The 12,523-nt window shown below is 43.5% G+C and carries 10 protein-coding genes; 8 read left to right on the forward strand and 2 right to left on the reverse strand.

What is annotated here, in order from left to right:
• Window positions 1–188: 188 nt before the first annotated feature.
• The 6 genes from ACJJIB_RS09680 (at window position 189) to ACJJIB_RS09705 (ending at window position 7,723) form a co-directional block, all read left to right on the forward strand.
• Window positions 189–1,442, forward strand: a complete 1,254-nt coding sequence (locus ACJJIB_RS09680) for an MFS transporter (RefSeq protein ID WP_444885308.1) — start codon at window positions 189–191, stop codon at window positions 1,440–1,442.
• Between the two features lie 76 nt (window positions 1,443–1,518).
• The gene (locus ACJJIB_RS09685) at window positions 1,519–2,580 is read left to right on the forward strand and encodes a LacI family DNA-binding transcriptional regulator (RefSeq protein ID WP_444888709.1); all 1,062 of its coding nucleotides are present in this window, start codon (window positions 1,519–1,521) and stop codon (window positions 2,578–2,580) included.
• 206 nt (window positions 2,581–2,786) lie between these two features.
• Window positions 2,787–4,139: an MFS transporter gene (locus ACJJIB_RS09690; protein WP_444888710.1), complete on the forward strand. Its 1,353-nt coding sequence runs from the start codon at window positions 2,787–2,789 to the stop codon at window positions 4,137–4,139.
• A 380-nt stretch (window positions 4,140–4,519) separates the two neighbouring features.
• Window positions 4,520–5,542, forward strand: coding sequence for a class I SAM-dependent methyltransferase (locus ACJJIB_RS09695; RefSeq protein ID WP_444888711.1), 1,023 nt, complete (start codon window positions 4,520–4,522; stop codon window positions 5,540–5,542).
• Between the two features lie 15 nt (window positions 5,543–5,557).
• On the forward strand, window positions 5,558–6,532 hold the full coding sequence (locus ACJJIB_RS09700) for an NAD(P)-dependent oxidoreductase (RefSeq protein WP_444888712.1): 975 nt from the start codon (window positions 5,558–5,560) through the stop codon (window positions 6,530–6,532).
• A gap of 9 nt (window positions 6,533–6,541) precedes the next feature.
• Window positions 6,542–7,723, forward strand: a complete 1,182-nt coding sequence (locus ACJJIB_RS09705; protein ID WP_444888713.1) for an FAD-dependent oxidoreductase — start codon at window positions 6,542–6,544, stop codon at window positions 7,721–7,723.
• Between the two features lie 109 nt (window positions 7,724–7,832).
• On the opposite strand, the gene ACJJIB_RS09710 is transcribed toward ACJJIB_RS09705, so the two are convergent.
• Window positions 7,833–8,552, reverse strand: a complete 720-nt coding sequence (locus tag ACJJIB_RS09710) for a glycerophosphodiester phosphodiesterase (protein ID WP_444888714.1) — start codon at window positions 8,550–8,552, stop codon at window positions 7,833–7,835.
• 395 nt (window positions 8,553–8,947) lie between these two features.
• Here ACJJIB_RS09710 and ACJJIB_RS09715 point away from each other — a divergent pair, with 395 nt between their 5' ends.
• Window positions 8,948–9,913 carry a UDP-glucuronic acid decarboxylase family protein gene (locus ACJJIB_RS09715; RefSeq protein ID WP_444888715.1) on the forward strand — a complete coding sequence of 322 codons (966 nt, stop codon included), beginning with the start codon at window positions 8,948–8,950 and terminating at the stop codon, window positions 9,911–9,913.
• A gap of 54 nt (window positions 9,914–9,967) precedes the next feature.
• Here the strand turns inward: ACJJIB_RS09715 and ACJJIB_RS09720 are convergent, their stop codons facing one another.
• The gene (locus ACJJIB_RS09720) at window positions 9,968–10,759 is read right to left on the reverse strand and encodes an amidohydrolase family protein (RefSeq protein ID WP_444888716.1); all 792 of its coding nucleotides are present in this window, start codon (window positions 10,757–10,759) and stop codon (window positions 9,968–9,970) included.
• Between the two features lie 136 nt (window positions 10,760–10,895).
• Here ACJJIB_RS09720 and ACJJIB_RS09725 point away from each other — a divergent pair, with 136 nt between their 5' ends.
• A complete protein-coding gene (locus tag ACJJIB_RS09725; RefSeq protein WP_444885300.1) occupies window positions 10,896–12,299 on the forward strand; it encodes an MFS transporter in 1,404 nt (467 codons plus the stop codon).
• Window positions 12,300–12,523: the final 224 nt, after the last annotated feature.

The raw sequence follows: 12,523 nt of genomic DNA on the forward strand, positions 1-12,523 counted from the left end.
CGGAATGGTCTCTGTTTGGCAGCTTGAAATATTGCAAACGATTGCAATTCTTTTGTGGTAAGTCATACTGCTGAGTTCTGGGGGCGTGAAAATTTACAGTCATCAACCCACACTAAGAGATCGAAAAATGTACAATAACAGGCTGGTACGGCTGTACGCCTGAGCCATAGACCGATAAAGATTTCCTTATGAACAATCAGCGCATACTGCTTTCCCTATTCGCCATCTACTTTGTATTCGCCATTCTCTTGAACAGTGTCGGCACTGTGATACTGCAGGTGATTAATACTTACGGCGTGAGTAAATCTGCAGCCAGTGTATTGGAGGGCTTTAAGGATATCCCCATCGGCATCGTATCTTTTCTGGTGGCTTCGCAACTGCCGCGTTTCGGATTTAAGCGCGCCATGCTGATGGGGCTCGCTATTGTTACCGGGGCTTGTATTGCCATGCCCCTATTGCCAGGTTTCTGGACAGCAAAGCTACTGTTCCTTTCCGTGGGAGTCGCATTTGCCTTGGTGAAGGTCGCGGTTTATTCAACTGTGGGCCTGTTAACCCGTGGTCCAAATGAACATGCGAGTATGGTGAATACCCTGGAGGGGGTATTTATGGTGGGGGTTCTTGGTGGGTATTGGCTGTTTAGTGCCTTTATCGACTCTGCAAATCCAGGTTCCACAGCTTGGTTGAGTGTGTATTGGGTGCTGGCCGCGATTTGTCTGTTTGCCTTTATTTTATTGTCGCTGACAAAAATGGATGAGTCGGGTACCCGGGTTGAGGGCACCAGTCCACGGCAGGATTTCTGGGCAATGATAAAACTGATGGCCAAGCCCCTGGTTTATATTTATGTAATTTCCGTTTTTATCTATGTGTTGATCGAACAGGGTATCGGCAGCTGGTTGCCCACGTTTAACAATGAAATTTTGAAGCTACCAGCGGCGATGAGCGTCCAGGCTGCCAGTATTTTTGCCGCAGGGCTCGCCTTGGGCCGCTTGGGGGCAGGGGCTATTATGCGGCGTTTACACTGGTATCCAGTGCTGAATGTCTGCCTGCTGGCAATGGCATTACTGGTGGTACTGACTCTTCCGCTATCCAGTGATGTGCAGGCCAACCCGGATATCAACTGGTTTAATGCGCCGATTGCGGCCTTTATTCTGCCTCTGATTGGCCTGTTTATGGCTCCCATTTATCCGGCAATCAACTCGGTGATGCTGAGTTCACTACCGACCCATCAGCATTCGGCGATGACCGGGCTATTGGTGATTTTTTCTGCACTGGGGGGCACTACCGGTTCCCTGATTACGGGTTCGGTTTTTGAAGCCTTTGATGGCCAAGTGGCCTTTTACTTATCACTGGTGCCGATCTCGGTAATTCTAGTCAGCTTGTTCTTTTTCCGTAGGGCAGTGGAAGGGCGAGAAATTGGGGCCTCAGCTAGGCTGGCGGTTTGAGCTATCAGGGTTCATTTTACAAACTCTTGTAGCACGCCTAAGATGGCGTATTTCCCGCGAACAAGGTGAAGTACGCATGCCTAAGGATTCCTCCTCTCCCGTCTCCATGTCCGATATTGCACGGCTGGCGGGAGTTTCTGAATCCACTGTTTCCCGCGCGCTGAATAACAACCCGCTAATCAATGAAAAGACTCGGGAGCGTATTCAGCAAATCGCGCGTAGTATGAATTACAAAATCAACGAGAGTGCACGCAATCTGCGTTTAAAACGCAGCCATACCATTTCTGTCGTCATCAATACCGGCAGCGCCGGAGGCCAGACTTTTTCCGACCCCTTTATGTTGGACATGATTGGCGCGATTGCCGATCGCTTGGCCGAGCACCGATATGATCTACTGTTTTCAAATCGTATCGTTACAAGTGACGATTGGCATGCCTACTTAATGGGGTCTCGCCGCGCCGATGGGGTAATTGTGATTGGCCAAGGGGTGGACGACAGCCCCCTGCGTGAACTACAACGCCAGGGCGATCCGTTGGTAGTATGGGGAGGTACTACCAAACCAGATCTCGATTACTGCATTGTAAGTAGTGACAATCAGATGGGAGGGCGCCAGGCCACCGAGCACCTACTCAAGCTGGGCCGTCGTAACATCCTCTTTCTTGGTGATACTGCGCACCCCGAGATTTACGGTCGCTACGAGGGTTATAGGGTCGCGCTTACCGCAGAGGGGCTGGGTAATAGCGAGCGTCAAATTCAGGTTTCTTTCTCCAGTGAAAGCGGTTATCAATCCATTGCAGACTTGCTAAAAACCGAGGGGTTGAGCTTCGATGCGATTTTCGCCGCAAGTGACAGCATTGCAATGGGAGCCATCAAGGCTTTGCAGAGCCAGGGTTACAAGGTTCCCGACGATATTGCAGTAGTTGGATTTGATGATATCCCCATCGCGCCTTTCTATACGCCCCCACTAACGACTGTGCGACAGAATATCCAGCGCGGCGGTGAGCTGATGGTGGAGAAGATGATGCAGTTGATCGGTGATAAGACAGCAGAGCCAGCAGTGCTGCCAACCGAACTGGTGGTACGCTCTTCCTGTGGCGCTAACCCTGATTTCCAACCGATCCAGGAATATAGTCAGTAATCAATCTTGGCAGCTCCCCCTGGAGTTGCCTGATGCGTTCTTGGACTTCTTCTGGTTTCTCCAGGCACGCCAATCTTCTACCGAGTCCGTTGCTCTACGACCTAATAAGCCAAACTGTCAAAGCAATGGTCTTTGCTCTGATGAAAGAGCGCGCTCGGTAGAACTCAATGGCAGATTCCAATACTTCCAAAAGTAAAGAGAGGTTGTTGGCGCTGATTGGCCTCAGCTTCGCTGTATTTTTGGTGGCAAATGATCTAACCATATTCCCCGCCGCCATCCCCACCATTGAGCAAGAGTTTAATTCTGACATTACAAGAGCCCAGTGGATTATCAACGGCTACATCCTCGTATTTGGTGTTCTGATTATCACGGGTGGACGCTTGGCTGATATTTATGGGCGACGACGCATTTTTTTTATAGGTGCAGGTTTTTTTGCCTTCTTTTCGCTGCTTGCCGCTTTATCCATGGATATTTGGATGTTGCTAGTGTCCAGGGCCTTGATGGGAATTGGTGGGGCACTGATGTGGCCGGCAATATTGGGGATGGTCTATGAACTCATACCAAAAGAGCGCGCGGGCCTGGCCGGCGGCCTGATCATGGGAGTGTGTGGAATCTCTGACTCCTTTGCCCCAATGTTAGGAGGCTTTTTAACCGAGTTTGCGAGTTGGCGATGGATATTTCTTCTCGATGTTATAGTCGCTGCATTAGTGTGTTTAGGGTGCTGGAAAACAGTCGCTGATGATAAACCAGAGAAGATTGAAGAGCATATTGACTACTTGGGAGTGACGACACTCTCTATTTCTTTGTTTAGCTTGTTAATGGCCTTGGATCTTGTCGTAGAGCTGGGCTTTAAAAGTCCGATAGTCGTCCTCTTATTTATCATTAGCGTGTTTTTTCTAGGGAGCTTTACTGCTGTTGAGCGTAATGCCGGTAGTGATGCACTAATTCCCAAAGATGTTATGAGTAACAGGCGTTTCTTTGCGGCATGTGTAGTGACCTTATTGCTTTCTGTAGTCTTCTTTTCTGCGCTTGTATATATTCCACAGTTTCTCACCAAAGTGCGGGGTTATTCCCCAACATTGGCCGGTATTGGGCTGATGCCGATGATGATGGCCTACGGCTTGGTTTCCTATATATCCGGTAGGCTTTACGAAAAAATAGGAGCCAAGGTGATCATAGCGATAGGCTCGGTATTTATCAGTGCAGCAATGTTTATGCTCTCCCATATACAAGTAAATACCAGCTTCCGAGAGTTGATACCAGGCCTATTGGTGCTTGGTGCCGGGGTTGGTTTTTTCTTTTCGACGGTGACTACAGTTGCAGTGACCATTGTTGCCCGCAACCGATCGAGTCTGGCTGGCGGGATTATCTATATGTTCCAGATTGCCGGCGGTGCATTGGGCTTGGGAATGAATACCACCATAATTGCCTTAGCCCCAGATCTGTCAACCGGTATAGACCGAGCTTTCACGATTAATGCCTACTTAGCACTCATCGGTCTGGTGGTATCAGTTTTGTTTATTGAAGGGGAGCCTTGTAGGGTAGGGAGTACAAAATAAAATTTCTAAAAGAATAGTAACTCCATTTATTATCAGAAAACCTAAAAACTCCTTTTTTCTAATAATCAATATTTTCTGGATATTTACACCAGCATTAATCTTTTTTGGGGACAATATGTCTCTAGGAGGAATCACTCTTAGGTAAGCAGTCTTTATAGAGTTGGTTGTGTAGGGTGAGAGTGTACGAAGGGTTGATATGGAGGGAAATTGCTAAATTTTAGAGCTTGTTTCTAAGGATATTTTAAATCTTAGTCCGTATTATTTTCTTTGTAACTACCAAGAGTTCGCCCACCATGCGGTAATCAGTCAACATTATAATTCCTCTAAATGCTTCCTGTTTAGTCAGGAAGTGGCAAGAAACACAGAGGGCGGATTAGTCTATGAGTATAGGGATGTTACAGAATTACTCCCAGGAAACCTTGGGAGCTAAGATCTGTATCGATAATAGTTGGCCTTTTTTTCTGCGCGCCTTGGATTCTATACCAAATAAAAAATTTTGTAACACTATCGATTATGGCGCTGCAGATGGTGGTACTTCTATGGAGTTATGGGGGCGAGTATTTAAAAAACTCGGTGATAAAACGATATGCCATATCGCTAATGATTTACCATCCAGTAATCTGTTAACACTCGCTGATAATCTAAACGAATTAAGAGCTAAGTTTGAAAATCTAGTGGTCTTTATACAACCCAGTAGCTTTTATAGTCATGTGGCCCCCCAGGCTTCAATCAATATTGCTCTGGCGGCTACCACAATGCACTGGCTATCTAAAATACCTGGCACTTTTATAGAGCACATACACGCAAACAAGGTGCGTGGCTTGCGGCGCGAACCCTTTAGAGCGCAGTCCGTGAATGATTTTGATTCACTGCTTGAGGCGAGAGCCTGGGAGTTTGAAGTGGGTGGTCAGTTTGTCCTTGTGGATTTGGCTCAGGATGATAGCGGCCATTTGCTGGGCAATAACGCAAAAGATAAAGACATGTTCGACACGCTGTATGATATTTGGTTGCAGCTGTATAAAGCTGGAGAAGTATCGAAAAGTGCCTTTGAAGGGGCAGTCTTTCAAAATTATTATCGCACAGATGAAGATATTTGGCAGGTTTTAAATATGTCTCATCATAAGAAAAACTGGATCGTGCATGAAGTGTCAATACAAATGACACCATGCCCATATCGCAGTCAGTTTGATTTGGATGGAAATGCTTCAGCCTTTTCCGAGGGGCTGATGAAAACTATACGGAGTTGGAGTGAGCGAACATTTCATACATCAATTGTTGAACATGGAGGAAGTTCAACTGCGATTAAAAAGTTATATGATGAGTTGCAAGAACGTATTTTTAATAGCCCTGATAAATATAGTATGGATTATGTTCATCACTATATTCGTTTGGAGCGTCGCTAATACGGTGGATCTATCATGAGCGTAGATTTACTTTCGATTGAAATGTCATGCGGAACACTCCACTTCGCTTGCGCTAAAAGAAGTTCGCTGCCAGCGAATGGTGGCTTGAGAGTATTAGAGTATCAAAAGGATGAATATGCTGCTGATGAAGCTTGTCAGTTAGCAGAGCGAATGCAGATTAAGCACCAAACTTATCATACAGGATTTAGGGGTGGGAAAATTGTTGCAAATGTCAACAGCATATGGCAAGGATCCATTGATGAAATTATTAACATAGCAGCATCAGAGCTCAATAAAAGAAAAGGGGATATGTTCACCGGCGCAGACCTTAACTTTGGAAACACGCAAGTGATGCGTCTAGCTGCGAAAACCCAATATGTGTTAGCGGCATTAGGTTCGAAGATGCATTATGCAGAAGCTACGGCATCAGGTGCTTTAGGTGCTATTGCAGCGGGAAAATCTGCACTTAATATACCAAGGGCAAGGGTTCTAGTGCATGGTGCAGGAGCTGTTGGGAGCAGAATCGTTAAAAGGTTGGTAAAAATGGGAGAGCTGGTATCTGTTTATGATCATATCTTGGAGCGGGGGAATATTTCAGGTGCCGTAAATTCTGAAAATATAGAAAATTGGATTTTACAGGACTGGGATATTATTGTTCTCGCATCAGCCTCCCGGATAATTGATGTGGCTTTGGCCAGGAATCTAAAAGCTAGAGTGTTAGTTTGTGTGGCTAACTTACCTTTTGCAACTGTCGCTCAACAAATATTGGAAGAAAAAGGCACGATAGTATTTGATGAAGGGCTTTCTAGTGCCGGTGCAGTGATGGCTGATTCTATTGAGTTTTACAATCCAGAGGTTTGGCGATCTGTGAGTCCACGGCAAGTGTATCATTTTATATTTAGTAGAATTTCTGAAGCTTGCTTTAAAAAATTGGAATCCGGGTACCCCCATCTTAGTTATTTAGGAAGACAGTTTGTTGGCTACGGTTAGAGCGTTAAGATGACAAGCTACTATGATGTGATAATCATTGGTGCGGGTATGGCAGGGCTGAGTTCGGCTTATGCGTTACGTAAATCTGTGGGTTCCATTCTAGTATGTGACCAATTCCAGATTGGAAATACTTTTGGTAGTAGCTCCGGTAGTACGAGAATGTTCAGAGCGATGTACTCCAATCCATATTACTGCCAAGCTGCAAAATATTCTAATGTACTTTGGGAATCTCAGGAAAAACATTATGGTAAAAAACTTAGAGTATCCCATGGCCTGTTATTTTATGGTGAAGACTGGGGGGAGGAAACCATTGAAGGGAGTATCTGTGCGGCTAAACAAGTCATGCAGAGGCAATCAATACCTTTTGAAGAGTTGACTGCAAAGGAAATTAGTGCGCGCTGGCCACTGCGCACCAAGCCAGGCTGGCAAGGGCTATTTGAGCCAGCAGCAGGCGCTGTGTTATCCGGCGAGTCCTTAAGTTTTTGGAAAAATGAAGTGATTCGTTGTGGCCATAAAATTAGGTTAGGAACCAAAGTGGTTTCGGTCTCTGATGGTACTGATGTAAATGTCCTACTTGAGGATGGTACTAAAGCTTCATCCAAGCGTTGTATTATAGCAGCAGGCCCTTGGTCTAGATATTTCCTTGAACTATTTGGGTATCAGGTACAGCTTCAGATTTGGCCAATGTTATGGGCGTACTATACGATTGAAAGAGATCGTATGGATACCTATCCACAGTGGTTCTGTTTTCAGGAAAAAGCAAAGAATGATCCTGATCAAGGGCTTTACTATGGGTTTCCTTGTATGGGGGATAAGAAGAACGGCACAGGTTTGATCAAAATAGGTATTGATTGGGCACCAGATAAGTTAAAAAGGTCAGATTACACTCACTCTGCGAATATGACGATTCCTACAGAGTTACTGCAAATTCTAGACGATTTTGTATTTTCTTATATAGAAGGTGTTAGGTCCCGCTCAGAGGCGCACTTATGTCCTTATACAATGAGTACAGACGTAGGGTTTGTATTAGACCGCTTGAGCAAAAATATTTTTATCTTTAGCCATGGTTCAGGTCAAGCCTTTAAGTTTGCCCCAGTGATTGGAGAGAATTTAAAGCGCCTAGTTTTGGATGAGACACCTTTGTTTGATTTGTCACCCTGGTCTGTAAAAAGAGCCGCTTTGCAAGTTTGAAGTGCTAAGGGGTATGACAATCAATTAAGATGGGTGCTAAATGTTCGTGTAAATGTTTTTATTTTTAAGTTGAAATATTTTCCGATTGAGTTATTGATTGATTGGTTGGTTATGTGTCCATAATTTTCTTATTAAAATCCAAGACAATTTGTGGTTTGTCAGTAAATACTCCATCCACACCCTGTGAGGAAAGTAGTACTAAGTCGTCGGGGTTGTTTACAGTGAAAATATAGTTTTTTAACCCTCGATGTTTGGCATCATTAAGTAAATCTTTGTGGAGGAAGTCCAAAGCAGTATGTAGTGAATAAGCTTTCAAAGGGGCTGTACATGCGGCTAGGTCGAGGGGAATCCCAACTATTATTACACCGCGGCGAACTTCTGGTAGTAGGCGTAGGCATTCATATAATTGTAATTGATTAAATGAAGATACTATATATTGATCAAAAGTAGCCCCCCTATCTGTAACAAATGTACGAATCTCTTGTGCCAATAGTGTCGCACAATTAGGGCCTTTGAGTTCTATGTTTAATTGAGCCTTGTCACCTATTAAGTCTAAGACTTCTTGTAGCGTTGGAATCTTACTGCCGCAAGGTAGAGGCATAGCTCTAAGAGTTTCTGGTTGCATGTCTGTAATAATTGTATTCCCAGGTTGCAAACGACCTAGGCGCCTGTCATGAGTAACAAGAAGTTGACCGCCAATATTCCATATATCAATTTCTACTCCTCCAACCTTCAAATCCAGTGCTTCGCCAATTGCCTGTAGCGTGTTTTCACTAAACAAGCCTTGGTAACCTCGGTGAGCAAAGCAGAAGAGGGTGCCTAATGCCATTTTCAGAAAATCCAAGTAGTTGATATAAATAAATGATTTATAAGGTGTATTCTAGAAGATTGTGTTGTTATTAATACTAATCGATAGTGGTTTGTAAGTGTTAATGAGTGGTTCTCTCAAATAGTAATGTGTTTCCTTGGCTAATTTGGCTGAGTCTTAATAGGACACTGTTATGGGTTGAATTATAAATCCCTGTGGGGCTTACCATTTAACAGTGGCGTGAAATATTGTGATACAATTATCTTTATGGCATAAATAATAATTGGCTATATTTAACTCTATCTTAAAGATAGTGTATTTGATAGGTTTTATGGCTCGGGTGTGTTATTCGCTTCTATGATTTATAGGTTATAGGTTATAGGTTATAGGTTTGGTATTTTAAATGTGGAATTATAATGTCACGAATATTGGTTGCAGGTGGCGCCGGCTTCTTAGGGGCTCATCTATGTGAAAAATTATTGGGAGAGGGGCATGATGTCTACTGCGCTGATAATTTACACACGGGGGTAAAGCACAATATAAAACATCTGTTATCGAATTCATGTTTCAATTTTATTCAGCATGATGTAACAAACGCATTATATGTTGATGTTGATGAAATTTATAATCTGGCTTGCCCAGCTTCGCCAATTCATTACCAGGTTGATCCAGTACAGACGCTAAAGGTTAATATTAATGGCGCAATCAACATGCTTGACCTTTCAAAGCGAGTTAACGCCAAAATACTCCAGGCTTCATCGAGCGAAGTTTATGGAGACCCTGAAGTGCATCCTCAGTCTGAGCAGTACTGGGGAAAGGTAGATCCGGTTTGTATGCGTTCATGTTATATTGAAGGGAAACGGTGTGTTGAAACTCTGTTTTTCAGTTACTTCCGTCAATATGGATTACAAATTAAAGTAGGTAGGATTTTCAATACATACGGACCAAGAATGCACCCAAATGATGGGCGCGTAATAAGTAACTTCATCGTTCAGGCGCTTAAGGGTGATGATATAACCATATATGGTACGGGCCAACAAACACGAAGCTTTTGCTACGTTGATGACTTAGTTGAAGGATTGATTCGCTTGATGGGGGCTCCAGCAAACATAACGGGACCCATCAATCTGGGAAATCCATCTGAGATTACTATTAGTCAGCTGGCTCAGCGTATACTTTCATTAACGGGGTCATCTTCAAAATTGATCTACCTACCATTACCTAGAGATGATCCTCGTCAGCGTAAACCAGTTATTGATCAGGCAAAATCTTTACTTAATTGGGAGCCCAGAGTAAAGCTAAACGATGGACTTAAACAAACCATTATTTACTTTGAGAAGCTGCTTTGTATAAGAGGGAGCTCTGGGTTATTGAAAAATTAATTTCAAAGCCTTAAGCATTGAAGTTGGCAATATTGATTGATAGGTTAATACACATTAACTTCCTATCCGTTCATTCTGGTGAAAATAAAATGCTTTTGCATTTTGCCAAAGAACTTGGTTAGCTCCCGTTTCATCCAGAGTATTTTTAATTAATGTGACATCCTCATCTCGAAAAGGACGCGGTGCTCTAGTAGACGGTAAATCTGAACCGAACATAAGGCAGCTAGGGTTAGCCTGATAAAGATCTTTAATGGCGTTAGATGGATTGAAGTCCAGGCGCCCAAATCCTGTTGCTTTCACTCGTACACCTTTTTCGGCAAGAGATAGCAGCAACTTGAGCCCAGATTGACTCAATCCCAGGTGATCAATAGACACGCTGGGTAGGGTTAGTAAGGTGTTTTCTAGAGGGGCCAAGTTGGCTGAATCTACATAGAGTTCTACATGCCAATTGGCCAGATCATAGACTCTTTGTGCGAAATCCTTGATAGTTGCTGCAGAGATTGAATCCCCACGCTTTAGATTGAATCTTACAGCACGGACGCCATGTTCATTGAGCGCCAATATCTTTTCATCTCTGGTATCTGGCGGAAGCTGGATCACTCCTACAAAATTCTTCCCTAGGTTTTTTAGAGCATCCATTAGGTAGGTGTGATCATTTCGCTGAAAAGACCCAGAAATAACTGCACCACCGAGAAGGTCGTAATTTTTTACCCGGTCCAAATAGTCGCTGGTGGTAAAGAAATCAGGTGTAAATCCTTGATTTGAAAAAAGAGGAAAACCAGGGGTAATAATGTGAAAATGACTGTCGAAAATAGCAGTTCTATCTGTAGGCATAATAAATAACATCTAAAGACTTTGGGTTGAGTGACTTTCTAAAAGTAATGCGCTCACAAAAAATTAATACTAAAAGGGTCAGATAGGCCAAACTTTCTAGAACGATTTTTTATTTCGTGCTGTAAAAATAAGTGCCGGGAAGGATACCATGACAGAAACTAGGACTCCCCTGACAAAAACCCAATTTTGGGGTTTGGTAGCACTCAGTCTAGCGGTATTTCTTATTGCAAATGACTTCACAGCTTTCTCTGTAGCGATTCCTGCAATGGAGAAGGAGTTTAACTCTGATATCACTACGGCTCAGTGGGTAATAAACGGATATACCCTGGTTTTTGGCGTTCTAATCATCTCCGGAGGGCGCTTGGCCGATATGTTTGGGCGCCGACGTATCTTCTTTATCGGCACTGCAATCTTTGTCTTTTTTTCTCTTCTTGGTGGACTGGCTGTAGACATGTGGATGCTCCTAATATCTCGGGCACTAATGGGTATTGGAGGCGCAATGATGTGGCCGGCCATTCTGGGGATGATCTATGGATTAATGCCGGAGGATCGTTCAGGCTTGGCGGGTGGCCTAATTATGACAGTCTGCGGAGCATCCAATGCCATTGGGCCAATGTTGGGAGGAATACTAACTGATTTAGCTAGTTGGCGCTGGATCTTTTTTATTAACATCCCCATTGCGATTCTGGCTTGCCTAGTTTGTTGGAAGGTGATCGCCGATGACAGTCCGGATAAAGTTGATGAAAAAATAGATTATGCAGGAGTAACGACTCTGTCTATCTCTTTGTTTGGTTTGCTCGTTGCGCTGGATTTGGCGGTAGACTTTGGCTTTAAAAGCCCCTGGATAGTCTCTTTATTTGCAGTTTTCTTGATATTTTTGGGGCTTTTTATCATCGTAGAACGCAATGCTGGCAAGAATGCCTTAATCCCTGAAGATGTAGCCACAAATAATAAGTTCTTTGCGGCGGGCATGGCAACATTACTACTCTCTGTGGTCTTTTTTGCAGCATTGCTCTATATCCCTCAGTTTCTTACCAAAGTTAGGGGTTACTCAGCAGCATTTTCTGGAATAGGGTTGTTACCAATGATGGCGGTATTTGGCATAGTTTCCTATATATCTGGCAGTTTGTATGAAAAGCTTGGAGCTAAAGTGATTGTTTCTGCCGGTACCATTTGTATGTGTATCGGAATGTTTATGCTTTCGCACATGACTGCCAATACCACCTATCCGGTGCTTATTCCCGGCTTGATGATTCTGGGTGCTGGCGTTGGACTCTTCTATTCCACAATAACGACTGCGGCGATAACGGTAGTCGATCCATCCCGATCAAGTCTAGCTGGAGCAATACTTTATATGTATCAAATAGCCGGTGGGGCATTAGGATTAGGAATGAATACCACCATCGTTGCTATGGCTCCAGATCTTCCCACAGGTATTGATAGAGCTTTTACAGTCAATGCCTACCTTGCCTTGGCAGGCTTTGTAGTGTGTGTTTTATTTGTAACAGGTAAAGATGTGAAAGTAGATTATGAAGAAGAGGGGATTTTGTGAAGCTCTTTAGAGAATATATAAGGTGCTCTAACTTAAGTTATTAGGGAGCCCATAGATTCTCAGTGATCACTCTTCAATGATTGAAAGCTATTTAATCAATAGAAACATCTTTGGTAAATAAAAAGCATGTAAAATCAGATCTAAAGTAAGCCATTCTATGATGTTTAATAGTCTACAATCATCTAGGTAATTGTTTAGCGCCGAATAGAAAAACAATTTTTCAG

The organism is Microbulbifer mixtoriginis (SeqCode) (assembly GCF_052467705.1).

Excerpts from the sequence above, each read along its gene's own strand:
- ACJJIB_RS09680 (WP_444885308.1), top strand. The coding sequence starts at position 189 with ATGAACAATCAGCGCATACTGCTTTCCCTATTCGCCATCTACTTTGTA.
- ACJJIB_RS09685 (WP_444888709.1), top strand. The coding sequence starts at position 1,519 with ATGCCTAAGGATTCCTCCTCTCCCGTCTCCATGTCCGATATTGCACGG.
- ACJJIB_RS09695 (WP_444888711.1), top strand. The coding sequence starts at position 4,520 with ATGAGTATAGGGATGTTACAGAATTACTCCCAGGAAACCTTGGGAGCT.
- ACJJIB_RS09700 (WP_444888712.1), top strand. The coding sequence starts at position 5,558 with ATGAGCGTAGATTTACTTTCGATTGAAATGTCATGCGGAACACTCCAC.
- ACJJIB_RS09705 (WP_444888713.1), top strand. The coding sequence starts at position 6,542 with ATGACAAGCTACTATGATGTGATAATCATTGGTGCGGGTATGGCAGGG.
- ACJJIB_RS09710 (WP_444888714.1), bottom strand. The coding sequence starts at position 8,552 with ATGGCATTAGGCACCCTCTTCTGCTTTGCTCACCGAGGTTACCAAGGC.
- ACJJIB_RS09715 (WP_444888715.1), top strand. The coding sequence starts at position 8,948 with ATGTCACGAATATTGGTTGCAGGTGGCGCCGGCTTCTTAGGGGCTCAT.
- ACJJIB_RS09720 (WP_444888716.1), bottom strand. The coding sequence starts at position 10,759 with ATGTTATTTATTATGCCTACAGATAGAACTGCTATTTTCGACAGTCAT.
- ACJJIB_RS09725 (WP_444885300.1), top strand. The coding sequence starts at position 10,896 with ATGACAGAAACTAGGACTCCCCTGACAAAAACCCAATTTTGGGGTTTG.